Annotated in this window: 22 protein-coding genes; 4 read left to right on the plus strand and 18 right to left on the minus strand. The window is 34.7% G+C overall.

The window, feature by feature from the left end; genetic code table 11:
- The first annotated feature begins 133 nt into the window (after positions 1 to 133).
- A complete protein-coding gene (locus IGL32_RS07490; RefSeq protein WP_430600030.1) occupies positions 134 to 1075 on the plus strand; it encodes an MBL fold hydrolase in 942 nt (313 codons plus the stop codon).
- A gap of 419 nt (positions 1076 to 1494) precedes the next feature.
- Here the strand turns inward: IGL32_RS07490 and IGL32_RS07495 are convergent, their stop codons facing one another.
- From IGL32_RS07495 to IGL32_RS07555, 13 genes are all read right to left on the minus strand, one after another.
- On the minus strand, positions 1495 to 1701 hold the full coding sequence (locus IGL32_RS07495) for a hypothetical protein (RefSeq protein WP_002371958.1): 207 nt from the start codon (positions 1699 to 1701) through the stop codon (positions 1495 to 1497).
- A gap of 523 nt (positions 1702 to 2224) precedes the next feature.
- A complete protein-coding gene (locus tag IGL32_RS07500; protein WP_002371960.1) occupies positions 2225 to 2755 on the minus strand; it encodes a C39 family peptidase in 531 nt (176 codons plus the stop codon).
- Positions 2756 to 2926: 171 nt separating this feature from the next.
- On the minus strand, positions 2927 to 3958 hold the full coding sequence (locus tag IGL32_RS07505; protein WP_002391269.1) for a M23 family metallopeptidase: 1032 nt from the start codon (positions 3956 to 3958) through the stop codon (positions 2927 to 2929).
- A 250-nt stretch (positions 3959 to 4208) separates the two neighbouring features.
- On the minus strand, positions 4209 to 4406 hold the full coding sequence (locus IGL32_RS07510) for a hypothetical protein (RefSeq protein ID WP_002371962.1): 198 nt from the start codon (positions 4404 to 4406) through the stop codon (positions 4209 to 4211).
- A 356-nt stretch (positions 4407 to 4762) separates the two neighbouring features.
- Positions 4763 to 4945, minus strand: coding sequence for a hypothetical protein (locus IGL32_RS07515; RefSeq protein ID WP_002371963.1), 183 nt, complete (start codon positions 4943 to 4945; stop codon positions 4763 to 4765).
- 287 nt (positions 4946 to 5232) lie between these two features.
- Complete coding sequence (locus IGL32_RS07520; protein ID WP_002371964.1) at positions 5233 to 6729, minus strand: C47 family peptidase; 1497 nt, start codon at positions 6727 to 6729, stop codon at positions 5233 to 5235.
- A gap of 17 nt (positions 6730 to 6746) precedes the next feature.
- Complete coding sequence (locus tag IGL32_RS07525) at positions 6747 to 7385, minus strand: C47 family peptidase (RefSeq protein WP_002371966.1); 639 nt, start codon at positions 7383 to 7385, stop codon at positions 6747 to 6749.
- 651 nt (positions 7386 to 8036) lie between these two features.
- A complete protein-coding gene (locus IGL32_RS07530) occupies positions 8037 to 8729 on the minus strand; it encodes a hypothetical protein (protein WP_002391270.1) in 693 nt (230 codons plus the stop codon).
- Positions 8730 to 8835: 106 nt separating this feature from the next.
- A complete protein-coding gene (locus tag IGL32_RS07535; protein ID WP_016622362.1) occupies positions 8836 to 9003 on the minus strand; it encodes a hypothetical protein in 168 nt (55 codons plus the stop codon).
- Between the two features lie 837 nt (positions 9004 to 9840).
- Positions 9841 to 10188 carry a 50S ribosomal protein L19 gene (gene rplS / locus IGL32_RS07540; RefSeq protein ID WP_002357176.1) on the minus strand — a complete coding sequence of 116 codons (348 nt, stop codon included), beginning with the start codon at positions 10186 to 10188 and terminating at the stop codon, positions 9841 to 9843.
- A 143-nt stretch (positions 10189 to 10331) separates the two neighbouring features.
- Entirely contained in the window at positions 10332 to 11072 is a 741-nt protein-coding gene (gene trmD, locus IGL32_RS07545) for a tRNA (guanosine(37)-N1)-methyltransferase TrmD (protein WP_085443859.1), read from the minus strand.
- Positions 11062 to 11586: a ribosome maturation factor RimM gene (gene rimM, locus IGL32_RS07550; protein ID WP_024041459.1), complete on the minus strand. Its 525-nt coding sequence runs from the start codon at positions 11584 to 11586 to the stop codon at positions 11062 to 11064. The genes trmD and rimM overlap by 11 nt, the downstream gene beginning before the upstream one ends.
- A 107-nt stretch (positions 11587 to 11693) precedes the next feature.
- Positions 11694 to 13055: an Nramp family divalent metal transporter gene (locus tag IGL32_RS07555; protein ID WP_002360069.1), complete on the minus strand. Its 1362-nt coding sequence runs from the start codon at positions 13053 to 13055 to the stop codon at positions 11694 to 11696.
- Positions 13056 to 13252: 197 nt separating this feature from the next.
- On the opposite strand from IGL32_RS07555, the gene IGL32_RS07560 reads away from it, so the two are divergent.
- The 3 genes from IGL32_RS07560 to IGL32_RS07570 all read left to right on the plus strand — a co-directional run bounded on the left by IGL32_RS07560 (position 13253) and on the right by IGL32_RS07570 (position 16360).
- Complete coding sequence (locus IGL32_RS07560) at positions 13253 to 13627, plus strand: VOC family protein (protein WP_002419919.1); 375 nt, start codon at positions 13253 to 13255, stop codon at positions 13625 to 13627.
- A 221-nt stretch (positions 13628 to 13848) separates the two neighbouring features.
- The gene (locus IGL32_RS07565) at positions 13849 to 14457 is read left to right on the plus strand and encodes a TVP38/TMEM64 family protein (RefSeq protein ID WP_002383106.1); all 609 of its coding nucleotides are present in this window, start codon (positions 13849 to 13851) and stop codon (positions 14455 to 14457) included.
- Between the two features lie 100 nt (positions 14458 to 14557).
- A complete protein-coding gene (locus tag IGL32_RS07570; protein WP_002364138.1) occupies positions 14558 to 16360 on the plus strand; it encodes a glycerophosphoryl diester phosphodiesterase membrane domain-containing protein in 1803 nt (600 codons plus the stop codon).
- Between the two features lie 188 nt (positions 16361 to 16548).
- On the opposite strand, the gene IGL32_RS07575 is transcribed toward IGL32_RS07570, so the two are convergent.
- The 5 genes from IGL32_RS07575 to IGL32_RS07595 form a co-directional block, all read right to left on the minus strand.
- Positions 16549 to 17235, minus strand: coding sequence for a Bax inhibitor-1/YccA family protein (locus tag IGL32_RS07575; protein WP_002357165.1), 687 nt, complete (start codon positions 17233 to 17235; stop codon positions 16549 to 16551).
- Positions 17228 to 17713: a MaoC/PaaZ C-terminal domain-containing protein gene (locus tag IGL32_RS07580; protein ID WP_002357164.1), complete on the minus strand. Its 486-nt coding sequence runs from the start codon at positions 17711 to 17713 to the stop codon at positions 17228 to 17230. Before IGL32_RS07580 ends, IGL32_RS07575 begins: the two co-directional genes overlap by 8 nt.
- 197 nt (positions 17714 to 17910) lie before the next feature.
- A complete protein-coding gene (murC, locus tag IGL32_RS07585) occupies positions 17911 to 19248 on the minus strand; it encodes a UDP-N-acetylmuramate--L-alanine ligase (RefSeq protein ID WP_002357163.1) in 1338 nt (445 codons plus the stop codon).
- A gap of 154 nt (positions 19249 to 19402) precedes the next feature.
- The gene (locus IGL32_RS07590; protein ID WP_002360064.1) at positions 19403 to 20356 is read right to left on the minus strand and encodes a hypothetical protein; all 954 of its coding nucleotides are present in this window, start codon (positions 20354 to 20356) and stop codon (positions 19403 to 19405) included.
- Between the two features lie 117 nt (positions 20357 to 20473).
- Positions 20474 to 21433: an aromatic acid exporter family protein gene (locus IGL32_RS07595; protein WP_156210012.1), complete on the minus strand. Its 960-nt coding sequence runs from the start codon at positions 21431 to 21433 to the stop codon at positions 20474 to 20476.
- Positions 21434 to 21508: the final 75 nt, after the last annotated feature.

Genomic DNA, 21508 nt, shown 5'->3' on the forward strand with positions numbered 1-21508 from the left:
CTGATGTGTGTACTTCACTAATAACAATTTTTATTTCATGCCTTTTTTGCTTGACCAAAACAGTAAAATTAAATATAATTCAAATGTAACTTAATCAGTTACATTAATATCAGGAAAAAGAAAGAGGTTTTTTATGAAAAAAATAGGATTGCTTTTATTCTCTATTGGACTTACTTCTTTGTTATTATCTTCTTGCTCAAATTATAATATGAGAAAAGATAATAACAGTAGCATAAGCACTAAGACTTCTAATGAGGAGGAAAATATAATGTACAAAAAAATACAAGGTATCGATGCTACTTATTTAATAATGAATCCTGATCCCGTGTTTGGCTCTACTGCAACAATTATCGAAAAAAACAGTAAGGGACTTTTAGTAGATACGCAATTTTCAAAAAAGGACGCAGATAAAATTGTCCAACTTGTAAAGTCAAACAATATTGATATTGAAACAATTTATATTTCATATAGTGATCCTGATTATTACTTTGGAACAAATCAAATAAAAAAATCTTTTCCTAAAGCAAATGTAGTAGCCACAGCTTCTACGATTTCACGGATTAAAGACACTTATAAATCAAAATTATCCGTATGGGCAGATACATTAAAGGAGAACGCACCAGACAAAATTATTATTCCAAATGAAATAAAGGAATCAATTAATTTAGAAGACGTAGAGTTTGAAATCTTTGGTAATGATATAAAAAAACAAACACTTTATAATAAAAACGATCAACTATTGGTAGGCGGTATTTTAGTTTCTACTGGTAGCCACTTATTTATGGCTGACACTAAATCTATTGACAGTCAATTACAATGGATAAATGATTTAAGTGAATTAGAATCCTTATCACTAAGAACAGTTATTCCTGGTCATTTTGAAGCTGGAAACCAATTTATGCCCCAAAATATTAAATTTACGAAAGAGTATATTGAAAAATTTATTACAGCTGAGAAAGAGAGCAAAGTAAGCAGTGAAATTATCACTAAAATGAAAAACTATTATCCAAAATTACCAGAAGGAAACCTTGAAATGAGTGCTAAAGTTGTAACCGGTGAAATGGATTGGGAATAACACTTTTAAAGTCACTAAGAATAGAGGGCAAGTTCATCGACGGATGAATTTGTCCTCTATTCTTAGTATATTTTACTTGTTTAGTATCTACTTTATTTGGCACGTTAGTTTGAGAAACTTAAACAGTATAATTCACTCTTTTATTACTTATCTCTGCTTTTATGTAAGACTTAGCTTCAAATGGTTGTGGAACTTTACCTGAAACTTCCCAATTTATTTTCTGATGTTCTCCATTTTACTTTACAAAGTCGGCAGAATACTTATACGAATAACTACCCTCTACCTCATTTCCAAGTGCATCTTTTTGTTACAACTTCTGCAGGAGTTAGTACATAGGTGGTGACGATTTTGTACGTACTATTATAATATTTGTAACCGAAGTATTGTATAAGTTTAGCCTTTTTTGTTCTTTTTCATACTTATACTAATTGTCCATTCAATTTAGCTTTAACAAGAACTATCACTACTCCGATAATTATTAATAGCCAGCCAATAATTGCTAAAGGTTTATTCGTGGTACGGTAAGGATAACCCCAATTCCACCCCCAAACAAATCTTGTTGTCATCATTAAAAGAATCAAGCCAATCGCTGCAATAATACTGCCAATAAGTATTACATAATCCATTTTGGTTCCTCCTCAATTTCTCTTGCTTGAAAATATATTTTACAAAGTACATTTATATAGAAATCTAACTTTTATCTACAAATGAATATAAAAATGCATTGAACTAAAAAACTAATCTAAGGTAACTGTTTATAGAGACTAAGCTTTATATAAATTTAGAAATAATACCTAAAAATAAAAAAATATTTTTGCTGTTTGTTCTTTTGTTTTTGTCTTTTTAAATCTCTTAATTGTTTTAATGACATCTAATATAATAGTTTAAAGCAGAGCCTATAAGTATTAATAACTTGCCTTCAATTGTTTTAACCATTAAACTAATTTCACTATATTAAAAACTGGAGAGATTTTTTTGTTTTACTTTCCTCCTTTGTTTTTTTGTTATGTTTTATAAACACTAAATATACTCATATAAGAAAATACAACAACAGAGTGTACAGAAAGGAAAACTTTTCTGTACACTCTCGTATGACTTTAATTTTAAAGGTGCTTTCATTTATTCCCATATAGTACTGAAAAATAGGACTTAACGAATTACAACTGCAAAATTCCTCTCATTATATATACTTTCAAAGGTATTTTTATTGATCCAATATTTACCGGAAATCGGATCAGATACGTGAACCGTTCCATTTTTTAAATCGTAGCCATCTAATGTCACTGCATGATTATTATTTACCGCTTTACCAAAATCCCATATTCCCCATCGTGCCGGTTGAAATTTTATCGTCACCCAAGCAACAATTGGATTATTATTTTTCACTTCCTCTAGTAATTCATCTAAAGAATGACCTGACATATCTTGTACATCTCCATATACTTTTCCCCATTTTACTAAAGGCACAGGATAGATAGCAGAGTAAGTCCATGAGTTTTCAACAAAAGGACTACCTACAAATCCATCATAAGGATTTCCATTAGGAGAGATAGGAATTGTTTTTAAAAATTTGATTAAGTCCCAATCAGGAATTTTTCCTTTATACTGTAAGCCTTGTAATAGTGAAGCCCCCTCACACCCACTAGGCGCTCCTAAGGCATACTGATCATAATTTTTCACTCCAAGTAAGTTGTAATCTTCAGAAGCAAAAGCATTGGTACCAACTATAAAGAATAAGCCAAGTAAAGGTAGAATAAACGATTTTTTTAGTATAGTAACTGTATTTCTATTTATACTCGTTCACCTCTTTAAAATTTATTAAATGCATAATCCTACTGTCATTTTCTAAATTTAAAATGGATTTGACTGTGAAATACCTATTTGCAAGCGATCCAACGGTTCTCCAAAGATTCCTGCATAACTGTCTAGTCCAGGAATAGAACCATTATCTGCACTTACTTTTAACCAGCCTGATCGTTTCGTAGTTTGTGAACGATAGTAAGCCTGTGATAATTTTTCTCCCTTAGGAGTTATATAGTTTAGCTGAACACCATCAATTGCTTGTCCAGGCATACCTGCCGCTCCATTTACTGTATCGCTCTTATCCCCTTTACTTACCCAAGGCAACCATCCGCTTTGAGCCGTGTGAACACGATATTTCATTTGCCCTTTATCTACCTTTATATAAAGCATATCATGTTGACGATTAGGGTAACCTGCGAAACCATCATTGGTATTGTTAAAGTTGGTTACTTCTGGTAACCATGAACCTCCGAGGACCCGCAATCCGTAACGAACATTTGTTGTGAAATTTTTTGGTCCTGGATTTGGAGGCGTAGGCGTAGATCCTCCTTGAAGTATAGGAATTGGGTTAAACCAAGTGCCATCATCTTTATTCCAAGAAGAATGAGCAGAACGCCATTCTTTTTTTGTCATTCCTAAATGTAAATGACTAGAAGTAAACTTTCCTATCAGCTGTCCTTTTTTAACAGTTTGTCCAGTGCTAACTTTAATATCTCCAACATTTCGGCTAAATTCTTGATAAATCACATTTGTGTTTCCCGCTTGTAGTACAATAAATGCACCTAATGAGCCTCCACCTACAGGATCCCAACCAGCATATAAAATTTTACCATCATGCACAGCATACACACTGCCATTTCCATAAATAGCAGAACCAAAGTCAAACCCATCATGGAAATAAGTACCTCCTCGGTTAAATGCAGTGTTCCCGAATTGTTGTCCTTCTTCATATCTTCCCGCATATGGTTTGCCCAGTGGCCACGACCACTCATTAGAAGCTGCGTTGACAGAATAAGAAGAAAACGCCAAAGAAACAACGATAGATAATACCCCTAGAATAGAAAGTAAAATATTTTTCATAGAAACCCCTCCTAATTAATATTTATTACAAGACTAACGTACTACGACACACGATTTACAGAGTATCCCCCAATGTTATTGGATTTTAGTCAATTGATCTGATTTTATAGTTAGGCACCAACTTAATGATTCTTTTAAACAAAAAATTTGATTTAACAGTATTTTTAACTAGTACAACAGGTACTTCTAGAACTAATTCATCTAATGCTTCATGAGATAGATTAATAACAACCAGAACCTTAATTGTGATTTATTTTTTTATTTTACTAACATAAAGTCCTATTACAAAAATAATGGTTCCTACAACAGAAATCGCAAAAGAATTTAATAGTACTTTTTGAAAGGCTTCTCCTTTAATTAAAAACCAAATACAAGAGCTTAGTAATATTACAAAGAACGAATATAACACTAAAACCACATCTTTATTTTTCATTAAAACCACATACACCTTCCAAAACTCCAAATTAGTGACGCTGCTGCTGCCGCAGGCAAAAGACCTTTAAAAGCATACTTTGCTACCAACTTAGCTACTTCTGCGGCTGCTTTTCTTTGTAGAAGACCTACAATACCACCACTAAGTAGACCTTGTATAGCAGAAACTCCTAAAGTATCTTGGATGGCTGTGATAGCACATTGCTTGGCATCTGCACGTTTAAATCGCGTTTGTTGAATATCTTCTTTTACTTGATTTTCAAGTTTAGTTAACTCAGCCGCATGACCATATTTAGCATATAAAACATTGAAATTTAAAGATTCGACGTTACCTAAATCATCATAGGTTACTGCATTATCAAAAATGGAATTTCAATCGTTTTCAAATTCTCTAGAGAATTTTTCTTGTTCAACAGTATTCAATGGCTGTCTCTCTAAATTTTCATTCGTAGCAGCATAAACACTTGCACCAGCACTAGCAAATATACTCAATGCCATAAGTAACGTCATTGCCAAACAGAAGAACTTTGATTTTTTAGAAAAAGTAATTTCCATGTTTAAGTCCCTACTTTCTTTTTTTGTTGGTTACAATTATAGCGATATTAAAGATAGTTTGCTATCAAAATCCCTATTTAACGTTTATCCCATCTTAAAAGAACGCAAACTTCTTAGAATTGTGTTTTCTTTTGTTCTTCGCCAGTTCCTTTTAAACATTAAACTGAATTAAATATATAATAGAGACAGTTACTTAGGGGAGAACCATTACTAAAATTTTTCTTACTGATTTTTATTATCTAAAAACACACTCTTTTGAAATTGAGAATTACTTCTGACATGCATGACTACCGAATGTCTTGTTCTAATACCCATTTGTTAATTCCTGAAAGAAAATAGGCTAATTTTGAATTAGAGCGTCTAAAAGGTTTCACTTTTAGAGCGGTATATTGTTTATTTCTTACATTAGTTGGAATTGCTTCTCCAGTTTGATATTGACTAGCTTTTGATAATAAAGTTACTTTTTTATTAAGCAGTGGCGTAGGAAACTCTTTTACATCCTGCTCTAATACCCACTTATTTATCCCCTCTAAATAATAAGCTACCTTAGAACTCGATTGTGAAATGCTTTTTACATCCTTGATAATGTACTCTTTATTTCTTAAATCAGTAGGAATTTTTTCTCCAGTTTGATAGTAAGTAGCTCTTGATAATAAAGTAGCAATTTTACCTTTCATTGCATAATTTATTGGTTCTTTTCTAAAATTAATACCAGAATACTTCCATGAATAAACATTATCATTTAATTTCCAGTTACTCATATCTTTTTGATTAGTTAACATCACTTTTTGCCACCAAGGATTCCAAAAGTAGTAATAAGAATCTAACGTATTATTTTTGGCTATAATATAACCGATGACAGTAACTCCATGTGATTTTGCAGGATTATAATTCTGAGTAACGTTGTCTAAATGAACATACACTGGAGCCTTTTTATCAATTTGTGTTTGAACTTCCGCTGGTGTCAATCGACTATTTTTTATATCCAAAGTATAACCATATTCCTTTTGCATAGTTTGAACGGTATGTGCAAAAGGTTTACTTGTAATATACTTCCCATCTACTAATTCTGCTTCTGAGGCAGTACGAAAAGCTTTTTTGATGAGCGTTTTTGCATTGGTTATGGCTTTCCCTTCAATCGAATTAATCATTGTAGATAACGTATAAAATGCACACCATGGTTCTAATCCTTGCGTTTCTGTAATCATCCAATTAGGGATAATATTTCGATTATACTCTGGAACCGTATCATCAGGTACAGAACGTTTCTTTCTATTAAAGTTGTCTACCGATTGCTTAATATCAACTGCTTGTTCACGAGTTGGTTCTTCTGCAGACAGAAGTTGGTGGCTCTCGCTATCAAGGTTCAAAGAAAAGCTGGTACCTTCTGCTGTAGGTGTTAGTCTATTTAACAGCTCAACAAACTGACTAGAAATCGTTAGCGATGGCGTATTGTTCATTAAAGAAACTTCTAATAAATCATGAATAAGCCCAGATTCTTTATCGATAATAGGAAAATAGGCTGTTTGAGTATCTGTTTCATTAGTTAAAGTAAATGGCTGCCCCAAATAAAAATCATCTGTACTTAAAGGTTCTGTATTTTCCACTACAGACAAGTTCTCAAAATAAAATTGCCAATCTTGCTGTGCATACATCCTCAATTCTGAAGGTACTTCTTTTGTTTGAATGAACAGTGGAGTATTATCACCATCCATTGCTGAAGCATTAATTCCAAACAAAAGGCTTGTTAAAAACAAGCCTATCCCTAAAATGTATTTTTTCACGGTCCTTTCAACCTCTCTTACTTAAGAATAATCATACCTATAAAGGTATAATCTTTTTGCGGTGTATTATTCACTGAAAAATCCGTAACAGTTAACTTATTTTTATTCGTCAACGTAGTCAGGCTAGAAGGATAGATATAGTTCGACATCCAGATACTTGTACTCATAAATGGTTCTTTAATATTTTCACCATCTGGAGCAACGTATACGTATCCATGCGCTACAGCTAATAAATAAGGTTCCATCCAATCGGTTTTGTTTGGTTTATAACATAGTAATACTGGATGATCTTTATCAAGCTCACTCTTCACTTGGTTGAAATTAAGTTCATTCTTCGTTGCATCAAGCCATTCCATATTTACCCCAATAGAAGTGGCATAGCGAATGCAATCTTTAATAGACACAGAAGCATTATTAAATTCTTTGTCTGTCTTTTTTGGATATACAAATTTTAGTATCGTTTTTGCTGTAATATCTTTTCTATTTGTTTTAAAGTTCAACACTTTAGCAAAAGAATGCTCTATTCCTTGTAAATCATAATGTTGATCATTCGTTTCGAAATTAGCCAAACTCTTCATTTCAGGAGCAGCGTTTACCACATAACCTGATCCCACAAAAAGGATTACTAGTAAAATGGTAGAGATAACTTTCTTCATTTAATTCACCTAACAATTCATTTTAAATTTTGAAATACCAACATAAGAAAGTACAACTAGTAAAAATCCAGCCAACACAACTAAAATAGAGGACATATTTATACGCCAATTTCCACTAATGTTATAAGAATTCAGCAGCCCATAGGTTCCTAGTACGACACTTACTAAACCTAATAGAAAAATTATCCCAAAAAAAGTGTACACTAACATTCTTAATTTTCTTGAAGAACTACTTGTTTCTCTTGTTTTAAATAAAGTGTATATAATCAAAAACGCAAGAATAATAGAAATTAGTTGAACCATCAATATGTCTCCTTCTTACTAATTAAGTCTAGTATCATACATCTTCATGGAAAATATTTTTTTTATCCATATAACCTTTGTAAGAGATTGCAAATAAAAATATGGATATCAAGATAATTTTAAAATTTTTAAACTCGTCAAAAACAAAGTAAGCATAAAGAAAAGATATACCACCTAAAAAAATACAAGCAATAGAAATATTAAACGAAAATTTAACAAATAAGTAGAATTTATTCTTTATTTTTTCATTCAAAATCCCTATAGTAGCGATAAAAACTGAGACTATAAAGATTATTAGGATTAACCCTATTACAAGGTACATCTTTTTCAATCCTTTCGTAAACTCTATTAAGTTAATTCAATGTAGCCATTATTGGGTATTTTGTCAATAGAATCTAATAATTTTGCAGCCTGCTTTCCAGGACTTAGAATCGCACTAATAATTAATCCAACTGCTTTATCTTGTAAATAGTTTTTCGCGCCTTTTATTCCTAGCTTCTCGCTTTCTTTAATAATTACTGGAATCATTTCTTTCTTTACAAATTTCTTTGCACCTTCTTGACCCAATGCTTTAACCATTGCAGACACTGACCCAAAACCTCCGATAATTAATACAACATTAAGCGCAGTATCTAAAACTGTTCCTAAGACGTCAACAGAAATCAAACCATGTCCAGCATTTCTAGGTTGTATTATAAAACCTTGCATAGCGTTTGATAGATATTGTTTATATTGCTCTCTAGACATCCCATTTGTACTTCCATTTTGTAAAGCAATATCATATTGTAGATCTAAAACTTTGTTATATAATTCTAATTGAACAGGAGTCATATTTTCTTTATTGAATTCGGTTTCAAATAGAGAAACTCCTTTGTATTGATTGGCTAGCGCCTCCATCCGTTGCTCTAACTCTTTTGTTGTAGAATTTACTTGTACATAGTTACTCTCTTCATTTGCGTATACTGTAGCCCCTGTTGTTAATATCGGTGATAATCCTAATAACATTGCAACCCCAGTAGTAATACATATTCTCTTTTTCAATATTATACCTCCTATTAGTAGTTTTCTTCTACTAAAAAAGTATATATTCATCAACTATTTACCGTCACTCAAATTCCTTAAATACACTATATTTCTCCCTATATCGTTAATAATCTGGGAACTTTCCTTTTTTTTTGCATTCACTTGTATCTTCTTGAATCATCTTATTCTTTATAATTGAATCAATAGCTGTTTTTCTCGGAAAGCCACACAAGACTTCTTCTAACGCAAGTTCCATTTTCGCTTTTTTTGATTCTTTCTTTTTTACTTTCATGGTACAGTTTCTTTAATTGATTTTTTTCGATTCTATGTCAAGAATTCGAACAAAAAAAACGTGAAACGGAACCATTCTTTTTCAAAACTAAATCTTTCGCTTTTAATGAAGCAGTTTGTGAACGTATTTGTTCTTTCTCGATAAATGAACGTGCGATGTCAATAAGCTCTTCATCTGAATGGTGATTCCATTGATAATGTTGATTTTCTTTCCTATCAATTTTTCTTAATAAGTTATTCCAAGAGCCATATCTTTGAATAATAAACCAGACACTGGGAACTTCTTTGGGAAACTCGTTTAATTTTTCTTGATATTGACTACATGTTTTTATGCTATTTTCTTCGATAAATTGACTAATTTTAAGAAGTAATTAAAGCTCGTTCATATTTTCCAGAATGCCCCTTCTATCTACTTTTTCATAATGTACCTCTAAATAACTATTTGGAACAGTGTGACACAATCCCTTTTTCGTAAAAGGTAATTGTTTTGGTATTTTCTCAAAAGCCCGCTCTTTTTTGCAAGCCTTGGCTCAAAACTGCAAAATTCGGTCAACATTTTGATATTTTTCGGATGACTTCTGCCGTCAATTTTTCTCTGCTATTTGACACTCTTTTGACCACCTTAATCATCAAATTGAGAAAAGCTAGGACAATTTGAGGAAATTTTTGAATCATTGTCCAAAATTTTGATCTTGAGAAAAGCAAAAAGTCCTTGTTAGACAAGGACTTTTCACACTTATGCGACTTCAAAAAAAGTCAATGTTGATTTTCCACTTAATTACACACAAAAACACCCTCTTGCTGAGCAAGAGGGTGTTCGTTTGTCGAATAGTAAAGATTAACGACGGATTTCTTTGATACGAGCTGCTTTTCCGTGTAATGCGCGTAAGTAGTAAAGTTTTGCACGACGTACTTTACCGTAGCGAACCACTTCAATTTGAGCAACACGTGGTGTGTGTAATGGGAATGTACGTTCCACACCAACACCATTTGAAACTTTACGTACTGTGTAAGTTTCGCTGATTCCAGCACCACGGCGTTTAATTACAACACCTTCGAATAACTGGATACGTTCACGAGTACCTTCGACTACTTTCGCATGAACGCGAACAGTGTCACCAGGGCGGAACGCAGGAATATCCGTACGTAATTGTTCTTGTGTTAATTCTTGAATTAATGGATTCATTTTATCCTTCTCCTTATTCCCAAATATTCTTGTGGTCACTTCTGCCACAGCGGAATATTGTAATAGTTAGAGCGCATTGCACTCACCAAATTAGTTTACCACAGACAAAATAAGCTGTAAAGAGAATTTTCTTGAAAGTTCCCTTATTTTTGCTCTTCTTGTTTAATTTCCTCTAATAACTTCAACATTTCAGGCGTCATTTCTACTGATTCCAACATGTCAGGTCGACGCAAAAAGGTCCGTCGTAATGATTCTTTTAGTTGCCATTCTGCAATTAATTTATGGTTACCATTCGTTAGCACGGCAGGGACTTCCATATCGTTGAAAATAGCAGGTCTGGTATATTGTGGATGCTCTAATAGGCCAGTGGAATGTGAATCCGTTTGTGCAGAAAGATTGTTACCTAAGACATCAGGTAATAAACGGACTGTCGCATCAATCATGACCATTGCGCCTAATTCGCCCCCTGTTAAAACGTAATCCCCCAATGAAACTTCATCTGTGACCATCGTGCGAATTCGCTCATCATAGCCTTCATAATGTCCACAAATAAAAACTAAATGTTCTTCTTGTGAAAATTCCTCGGCCATTTTCTGATTAAACGGTTTTCCTGCCGGATCTAATAAGATGACCCGTTTTGGTTGATTGTTTGTCTCTTCTTCAATTGCCTTTAGATTATCATAGATCGGCTGTACTTTTAAAAGCATCCCCGCGCCACCGCCATACGGATAATCATCGACCGTTTGATGTTTGTTATCTGAAAAATTGCGAAAATTAGAGACATTCAATTCTAATAACTGCTTTTCCCGAGCTTTCCCAATAATTGATTCCCCCATTGGTCCTTCAAACATTCTAGGAAAAAGAGTTAATACATCAATTCTCATCGTCAATCAATCCTTCTGGAATGTCCACATCAATCCGTTGATTTTCGACATCGACTTTTGTAACAACGCCTTCAATATACGGTAAAAGTAAATCCTTTTTCTTTGATCGTTGGACAACCCACACATCATTCGCGCCAGGAGATAAAATTTCTTTGATTTTTCCTAGTTCACTGCCAGTTTCATCATAAACAGTAGCTCCAATGATTTGGTGATAATAAAATTCGTCCTCTGCCAATTCAGCAAGATTGTCTTTTGCAACTTTTAAAATACCGTCACGATATTTTTCAACATCGTTGATATTTGGATGTCCTTCAAAGCTTAAAATGTCAAAGTTCTTATGCTTGCGGTGGGACCTCACGACCAATTCAATTGGTGCTTTTTTCTCTTGAAATAACAGTAACGTTGCCCCTTTTTGATAACGTTCTTCTGGAAAATCTGTTTTCGAAATGACCCGAACTTCTCCTTTGATTCCTTGTGTGTTCACAATTTTTCCTACATTTAAATAATCTGTCACGTGAAAGCCTCTCTTCCTTGTATTTCATCTTCCCTATTCTACCATTTCTTACGCGCAAATTCTATGAAAAAACAAAGGCCAACTTTTCTAGTCAGCCTTTGTTTTTATTAATTCGTTAAACCAGTTAATGTGCCATAAATTAAAAATAAATTCAATAACGTCAAGGCAATTGCAATAATCCAAGCTAAAAATTTCACCCACGCTGGATTCGCAAATTGGCCCATTAATTTTTTATCACTTGTATACATCGTTAAAGGAATAATCGACACTGGCAAAGCAATACTTAGGAAAACTTGCGTATAAAGCAACAAGTCTTCAACAGCCGTTTCGCTACCACCATAAATAATGACACAGATAATGACTGGTACAATTGCTAACAAACGAGTTAACACTCGTCTTGCCCACAACGGCATTTTTAAATGGATAAAACCTTCCATTACAATTTGTCCTGACAGTGTACCTGTAATCGTTGAATTTTGACCCGAAGCCAGTAAAGCAATTGCAAAAAGAATACTTAACACTGGGCTAGCAATATTACCAACAATATCTGGATTTTTCAGAGCATCAAATAAATCAACAAATTTACCTAATTCACTGTTGGTTCCATAAAATAATGCTCCCCCTAGGATTAGCAGCAAACAATTTACGACGAAAGCAACAGTTAATTGAATATTTGAATCCCAAGTAGTGAAACGAATTGCTTTGGCTTTCTCAGCATCATCGTTACGATCAAATTTCCGTGCTTGCGCAATGGAAGAATGCAAATATAAGTTATGAGGCATGACTGTCGCTCCAACGATTCCCAAGGCTAAAAATAACATGGATTTATCTGTCGCTATTTTTGTGTCTGGAATAAAACCTCGTAATACTTCACCAACATTTGGATCTGCTAATGCCACTTCATAAGCAAAAACAAAAAAGATGACTGCAATTAAACAAGAAACAATTGCTTCGATTTTGCGAAAGCCTAACTTTGTCAGTAGCAAAAGTAATAAAACATCAAACGTTGTTATCAACACACCAATTAATAATGGAAAACCAAATAATAATTGCAAAGCAACGGCACCACCAATTACCTCAGCGATATCTGTAGCCATTATGGCTAACTCCGTCACCACCCACAAGGCAACGCCCGTTCGTTTACTTGTATGCTCTCTAGTCGCTTGGGCTAAATCCATTCCTGTCACGATTCCTAAGCGCGCAGCCATACTTTGTAGTAACATGGCAACTAAACTAGAAAGTAAAATCACACTAAGTAACGTGTACTTATATTCCGCTCCGCCAGCAATTGACGTAATCCAATTTCCTGGATCCATATAACCAACAGCCACTAAAGCGCCAGGTCCGCTATAGGCTAACAAAGTTCGCCAAAAGCTTGCGTTTTTAGGTACCTCGACGGTATTATTTATCTCTTCTAAACTAGGTCCATTTGCATAATTAAGCATTTTTTCCGTTTTCTTTTCTTTCATCCAACATCCCTCAATCTATCTTGTTCACACATTTCACTTTTAGGTATACCTAAAACTAGTTAACATAATTATAGTCTTCTTATTCTTCGTTGTAAACTGTTACATTCTAATTTTTTTAAGCACTTTCGCTATAAATCGTTTGGTTTTTACCAAAAAATCCCTTACACTTATTTTATCATAGATCGGAGGTTATGAGGATGAAGTTAGATATGGTCGGTATTATCGTCAACGATATGACACAAGCACTCTCTTTTTACCAAACGCTAGGTTTTAACGTGCTGGGAGAAGCTTCGCCCGATTACACAGAATTACAAAACAATGGCGTCAGGATTTCTTTAAATTCACTACAAATGATTACTGGTGTCTATGGGTTTGCGCCTAGCCAGCAAGGCGATAAAATTGAACTTGCTTTTCTTTGTGAAACGGCCGCAGAAGTTGATAGCACCGTGAAAAAAATGAGCCAAGCTGGTTACATTGTTTTTAAAGAACCTTGGAATGCACCTTGGGGCCAACGATACGCAATCATTAAAGACGTGGATGCAAATTTAATTTCACTCTTTGCCCCTCTATAATATTCCTAAAAGATGCGCCACTTTCGTTTCTTTAACTTTCTTTCGAAAGATCAGTGCAGAATGGGTCTTAAGTAGGATGTCTTTTCTGTCTCTTTTTTTGTATAATAAACTTATCAAATGATGTGTATCTTACAACTTTGTTCGTTTGCAGAAAGAACAAACGATGTTTTTTATTGATAAAAAGTTATATACTAAAAGTACGATGAGTATAACTAAAGGAGATGAGAAATGTGAGTGTTACCCTATCTAGAAAAATTGTTAATATTATTTCCATTTTGGGCATTGTTGCAACCATAATTGCAACCATCTATTTTATCCGATTAGGTGTCTTCAAGGACATCAATGCACTAAGAGGACTAGTAGGGCAATCTGTCATTCTCGGTCCGATTATTTTCATGTTAATTCAGATTATTCAAGTGGTTATTCCGATTATTCCTGGTGGTGTTAGCTGTGCTGCAGGGGTCTTGATTTTCGGGCCAACAATGGGCTTCGTCTATAATTACGTTGGTATTGCACTTGGCTCTATTATCATTTTCTTATTAGGTCGTAATTATGGGAAACCATTCATTATGAGCCTTGTCAGTGATAAAACATATAACAAGTATATCGGTTGGTTAGACAATGAAAAACGTTTTGAACGATTGTTTGCTTTAGCAATTTTCTTCCCGATTGCACCGGATGATGCGCTTTGTTTAATGGCCGGTTTAACAAAAATGTCTGTGAAAAAATTTACTCTGATTATTTTATTAGCAAAACCTGCTTCTATCTATTTATATAGTCTTGCGTTAATTTATGGCGGTACATTTTTAACTAGCTTACTGGGAATGTAAAATAAATAAAAAAGCGAACGGACTAAATCAAAACTCTGCCTGTGTCAGTTTGATTTAGTCCTTTTATTATGGAATTTTGGTAGAAACTGGGGGACTTTTGATGTTTAGTTATTTTAAAAATAGTATTGTGAATACGCTAGATTTTCTTAAAGGGACAACGGCGTATTTTCGCGATGTGCTCTTGATGCACGGATTTATGTTATTCGTTCTATTGCCTTTATTGACAAGTTTGTCCAAATTGGTACTCAAAGAAGGTGGGATTGATTATATTTCCTACGATAACTTAGGGGCAATTGCTACGCAACATCCCTATGTCCTTTTGACTTTTCTACTAATTGGGCTGTTAATTTTACTGGCGCTCTTTTTTGAATTTACCTTTTTATTGCTTAGTGTTTATTTTATTAAGAAAAAGCAACCAATTACTCTAACGCAATTATTGCACGGCACCTTGCTTCAGATCAAAAAAGTTCGAGGAATTACCTTTCTGTTTTTCCTAGCATATTTCTTTTTGATTTTACCATTAAGTGGGTTAACCTTCCGCTCTTATTTATTAACAAGAGTTAAGATTCCAGCCTTTATCTTAGATTTTATTTTTGCAAATCGCGTCATTATTATTATTGGTTTCGTATTGTTAGAACTGATTATCTTATATTTAGCGATTCGACTTGCTTTTGCCCTTCCAGAGTTGATTTTACGTGATGTTGGTTTTCGTGAGTCTTTAAAACGTAGTTGGCAAATTACAAAGCGGCGCTTTTTCCAGATTTTAGGACAATTTATTATCATTGGAGGAACTGTTTTAGGGATTTTTACGGCTGGCTATTTCTTGATATTTTTAGGTCAAACCGCCGTTGAAACGTTTAAACCTGAGTGGTCTTTACCTAGCGCTGTCATCGCTATGACGCTCCTTCAGGTTATGATGCTCTTAAACTTGGTGTTGTCTAGTGTTGCTATTTTTTACATTATTGTTGATGATATGGAGGATGAAGGGATTTTGCCTGACACGCCAGAATGGTTCACCCCGAAATCAGAGGTTCGGGTAGAATGGACCACCTTCAGAGTCGTTCTTTTTTGTTTGATTGCAATCATCTTCGGAATTGGTGTAGGCACCTATAATACGAATTACCTAAGTCATACACCTGACCGAAAACCAGTTACCATCTCCCATCGTGGTGTCAATGGTAACAATGGCGTTCAAAACACCTTAGACTCTTTAATCGAGACCAATAAGGCAAAACCTGATTATGTTGAAATGGATATTCAAGAAACCAAAGACCATCAATTTATTGTCATGCACGATTTTAATTTACGGGCGTTAACGGGTGTTAATAAACGACCAAATCAATTAACACTTAAAGAATTAACGAACATGAATGTCACAGAAAATGGTCAAACTGCTAAAATGGTTTCTTTTGATGATTATTTAGCCAAAGCCAATCAATTAAAACAACGTTTATTAATTGAAATCAAAACCACGCCTCAGGATAGCCCTGATTTAGTGCAGCGCTTTGTCAAACAATACCGTGAAAATATTTTAGAAAACGGTCATATCCTTCATACCTTAACCTATGATACGGCGATGGCCTTAAAGAAAGAAGAACCACGCTTTTATGTAGGCTACGTTATTCCTTTCAACATTGTGGGACCGCCTAAAATGCCAGTTGACTTTTTTACTATGGAATACAGTACAATGAATCGTAACTTTGTAAATGCCGCTCATCATGATGGGAAAAAGGTTTATGCTTGGACAGCAAATGATGAAGATGTTATGACGCGAATGATTTTTTATGGCGTCGATGGTATCATTACCGATCAGCTCAGTCTACTGAATGAAACAATGAAAACTGATTTAGAAAATCCAACATACTCCGATAAACTGTTGAATTTCGCTATTGGAATGGGTTAAAAAAAGAGCGTGGGACAAAAATCACTTTGGATTTTTGCTCCACGCTCAAAAACTGATAAACGGCGGGAACAGAAGCAACTCCTTCGGAAATAAGCCGGAATTATCCAAAAATTAAAGAACAATTTTCGGAAATTCCTTCTTATTTCTCGGAGTTAAACGCTTCTGTCCCGACCTCTTTTACGTTCATGTTAGTTGTTTTTACCAAAAATTCTTAAGAAAGCTAAGAATAAGTTGATGAAGTCAAGGTATAATTGTAATGCGAAGAAAACGGCCATCCCAGTACCTGCTTGATCACCTGTTTGCGCATAGACTTGGCGTATACGTTGGTTATCATAAGCAGTAATCCCTGAGAAAATTAGGACCATTAAAATGGAAATAAAGAATTCTACAGCATTACTGTGTAAAAGGAACATATTTAGCAACATCGCAATGATGATTCCGATTAAGGCACTATAAGCGGCATGACCAACTGCTGATAGGTCTTTCTTCGTAAAGACACCTACTAATGACATCGCGCCAAAGGTAGCTGCTGCACTTAAAAATGCGCCGGCCACTGTTCCACCAGTATACATTAATAACGTCACGGATAAAGTGACACCATTTAATAATGCATACGCAACAAATCCTGCAATCGCAATGGTTGGATTTTTCTGTGCTTTTGCGCCTAGATATAAAACTAAGCCAATTTCAACAAGCCAAATCATCCAAAAAGCTAAGCTTGATTGGAATAAAGTAGCTAGAACAGGTAAAAAGACAGTTGTCATTGCATAAGCCATGATTGCGCTAATACCAATTCCTAACGCTAAAAATCCGTAAATTTTGGCATAAAATTTATTCAAACCTGTGCCAGTTTGGATATACTCTTGATTATTCATAAGTTAAAGTCCCTTCTTTCTCTGTTAGTTCATCAATCGTCACTTGGGGTGGTTGAACCATCACCACTGCATCTAACACGCGATTTTCTTGCTCATTAACAGCCTCAACTGAAATGGTAATCACATCTTTCATTTTGTCGACTTTGATTACTTCTAATTGGAAAGTCAATGTTTCGTAATGAAAAACGGGTTCCACAAAGTTCACAGAGAAATTCACAACATGTGAACCTGGTCCTGGTAAATGTTTAGAAATCGCACTAGTGATAATTCCCATCAGCATAATTGATGGTACGATTGGTTTTTCATATTCTGTTTTTTGGGCATAATCATGTTGGATATATAAAGGATTCGCATCATTGGTCAAGCCCAAATAAAGTAATAAGTCCTTGTCTTCAATTGACTCTGTCAAGGACAACGAATCTCCCTCTTCGATATCTTCGATGGTTTTGCCTAATTTTCTCGGTTTTCCGATATTCAAATTAGTACACCTCCGTTATTGATAAGATAATTGTACCAAAATGTACTTAAAAGGCAAGCTAAAAAGTAGTCTTTAAAGGATGTTTAAACAAAACCAACTTATCTACCATGCTAGCATTCTAAAAAAAACAACGGAACAGGAGCAGCTTCTTATTTTTTGAAGCCAGATACCCCTGTCCCGATTTTGTTTATGTTCTCTTATAAAACGTTTCTAGTTGTGTTACTTAGTAATGTTTCGTAAGCTTGTTCAAATTTCTGAACGTCGCCAGCACCCATAAAGACCACCACTGCATTTTCAAAATCTAGTAAAGGTGACACATTATCTTCGGTAATTACTTGTCCACCTTTTTGAATTTTTTCACCTAAATCTTCAATGCGTACCTCGCCTTGTGTTTCACGCGCAGAGCCAAAAATATTACATAAGAATACTTCATCTGCCAAATCCAGTGCTTCAGCAAATTCATCCATTAACGCAATTGTTCGTGTAAATGTATGTGGCTGGAAGACAGCAATAATTTCTTTGTCAGGATATTTTTGGCGGGCGCCATCAATCGTTGCTTTAATTTCAGCTGGATGGTGCGCATAATCATCAACAATAATCATGTCACTGACTTTTTTCTCGCTAAAACGACGTTTCACACCTTTAAAACTTAGCATTTCTTCTGCGACTTTTTGCATATCAAGTTTTTCAAAATAAGCCACAGCAATCACACCTAGCGCATTCATGATATTGTGATGGCCAAATGCTGGTAAGACAAAATGACCTACAAAATCATCCTTGTGATAAACATCAAAAGATGAGCCTTCCGTTGTTCGTTGAATATTTCGTGCTTGGATATCATCCTCTTCGCTGACGCCATAATAATAAACTGGCACTTCTGATTCTAACTGACGAAGATACTTATCATCACCATAGGCAAAAATTCCTTTTTTGACTTGATGAGCCATTGTTTGGAACGCTGAAAAAACGTCCTCAATGCTCTTGTAGTAATCTGGATGATCAAAATCGATATTCGTCATAATCGCATAATCTGGTGAATAAGCCAAGAAATGACGGCGATACTCACACGCTTCAAATGCAAAGAAATCAGCATCTGGTTCGCCGTGGCCAGTGCCATCCCCTATTAAATAACTAGTTGGATTGATACCACTTAATACATGTGCTAGCAAACCAGTCGTACTTGTTTTCCCGTGTGACCCTGTTACAGCAATGCTTGTATAGGGTTCGATAAAACGAGCAATGAAATCGTGGTAACGAATTACTTCTGCGCCTAATTCGATGGCACGGGCGATTTCCTCATGGGTATCTGGAAAAGCATTTCCAGCAATAACAATCATGTCTTTATCAATATTATCTGCATTAAATGGTAAAATAGGGACACCTGATTTTTCAAGATCCCGTTGTGTAAAGAAATACTCTTCTACGTCTGATCCTTGAACGTTGTAGCCTTTTTGGTGTAAGACCAACGCTAATGAGCTCATGCCAGAACCTTTAATTCCGACAAAATGGTATAATTTGTTCTCTTGATTTCCCATTATAATCCTCTTCTCTGTCACTATATAAAACATACCTTTTTTAAAAAAATTTCAATCATACGAGATTCATTATCGTATAAAACAAAAAAATAATCAACTATTAAAACAGAATAAAAAACTTACATGTTTCAATTCCACATGCAAGTTTCATCTCTTAACTAAAATATTTACTGTTTTCTAATACAGAACTTGAATCTTCTAGCATCCCGCTTAATGGTTTATCCAAGATGCCCTTTTTCTTCTCTTCTGTCACAGGTGCTTCAGGCTCTACTTGAGCATTCGCTTTAGCTAATTTTTTCCCATAAGCAGTTTGACTTTTAGCATTTTTCTTTGCGGCATTCAAACGGGAACGCGAACGTAAATCCAACGCATCTTCGCCAAAACGTTCTAAGTCTGGTTTGATTTGTTGATATTGTCGTCTAGTTAAAGGAATCTCAGGTTCTGAGGTTGGAATATTAAATTTCCGCACCGTTGGATCTTCTTCCGTATCTTTCACTTGAAAAGCCGTTGGTTCATCATCAAGAATGACATATGAACGACGATCTTTTTTCATTGCTTTTAGCAACTCTTCTTCAGTAAAACTAGGTTCCTGTTCCTCAGGAATCACAGAAGCCGGGATATATTTAGGAACAAAATAAGAAGGTGTCGTTTTTTGCACTAATGGTGATGCGGCAGGTCTACTTGGTTTCGCTACGACTTCTTTTTTTTTATACGTTTGTGTCCAGCCATTTCCTTTTGGTGTCCCAAAAAGGCTATTATTTTTTTTCGTTGCTTGTTTATTTTTCGTTGCTTTACTAGCATGTTTTGTATAGTCTGGCAAATTAGAACGATGACGTGCTAATTGCTCTTGTTGTGCTGCCGTTAATTGTTGTGTTTGTTTATTTGTAGTTGATTGATTCGTTGTTGGTTGTTGGACGGATGGTGTGCTTTGTCTAGTATCTTCGGCAGATGTTGCAGTTCTTCTGCTACCAGACATTGCTTTACCAATCAGATCATCTTGAAATAAGTTACGTTCATTATCTGTTGGTAATTTTACGCCCTGTTCATCATCATAAGCTGGAAAACGGAAATGTTTTCTCTTCACTTGAGCATTATCCATTGCGGTCATTCCTTTTATTTTTCTTTCTCATTAGTTTAACACATTCTCAATGAATACTAAAGAACTTGCCTGAATTTTTAAGAGAACAAAAAAGAAACCTCTGTTTAAAAAGGTTTCTTTTTCTGTTTATTTATCTAGTTGTAATTTGGCAAAGTCCGCTTTGACTTGAATGAATGACTGAAACAATTGTAAAAACTGAAAGAGTCGCGCCCGATTTTCAAATTCACTTCTTGTTTGCGGCAATGGTTTTGTGCGATAGGTTTCATAAACGGTCTTAATTCGATTCATAATTTCTTGTCCATCATTATTCTCTGCAAATGTTTCTGCCGTATATTCCAATAATTGTTGAATATAGCGAACTTGTTGCGCATCAACAGTAATATCTTCTAATAATTCCAACACGTTTTTTAGAATATTACTTTGCATTTTTCTCATCGCAAAGTACTCTAAATAGTACGTATTGGTAGACAGCAATTGATTCTCGGCATGATTTTTGGCCCACGTCTCGCCTGTGCGAATAAAGGTTTTTAAATCTGCACAATGCATGACCAAATTTCGCTCTCCTGCAGCGTTGTTTAAATGTAGCGCCATTTCCCTTAAAATTTTACGAAACATTGTTTCAATGACTTCTTGGTCTTCTCTTAAACGTTTTTCTGTATCAGGCATATAAGAATTAGCTAATAACGCTAGTCCCACACCAATACTCATTAATAAAAACTCATTTCCAATAATCGCCCAAGAAAGATTTTTTTCGACTAAATAATGAGTTACCAAAACGGAACTCACAACAATCCCATCAGATAATTGAAAATACACAGCTGCTGGAATAAATAATAACAAAAAAATACCAAAAGCAATCGCTGTAAAACCTAAAAAAGTAAAACAAATATACGCTAAAATAGTTGCCAAAGCTAAGGATAACAAACGATAAATTCCTGTCATGACAGATGTTTTTTTCGTGCTAGTAACACTTAAAACCGAAATAATCCCTGCCGAAGGGGCATAAAGTAATCCCAGTTTTTCCGCAATAATCATTGCTAATGCAGCGCTAATGGCTGTCTTGACTGTTCGTAAACCAATTTTCATGCATACTCCCCTTAAAAAATAATAATTCTTCACTTTTCTCTAGTAATTTTACCTCTATTTCGGTTATCATTAAAG

This window comes from Enterococcus sp. AZ035 (assembly GCF_050548325.1).
GTDB classification, from domain to species: Bacteria; Bacillota; Bacilli; order Lactobacillales; family Enterococcaceae; genus Enterococcus; species Enterococcus faecalis.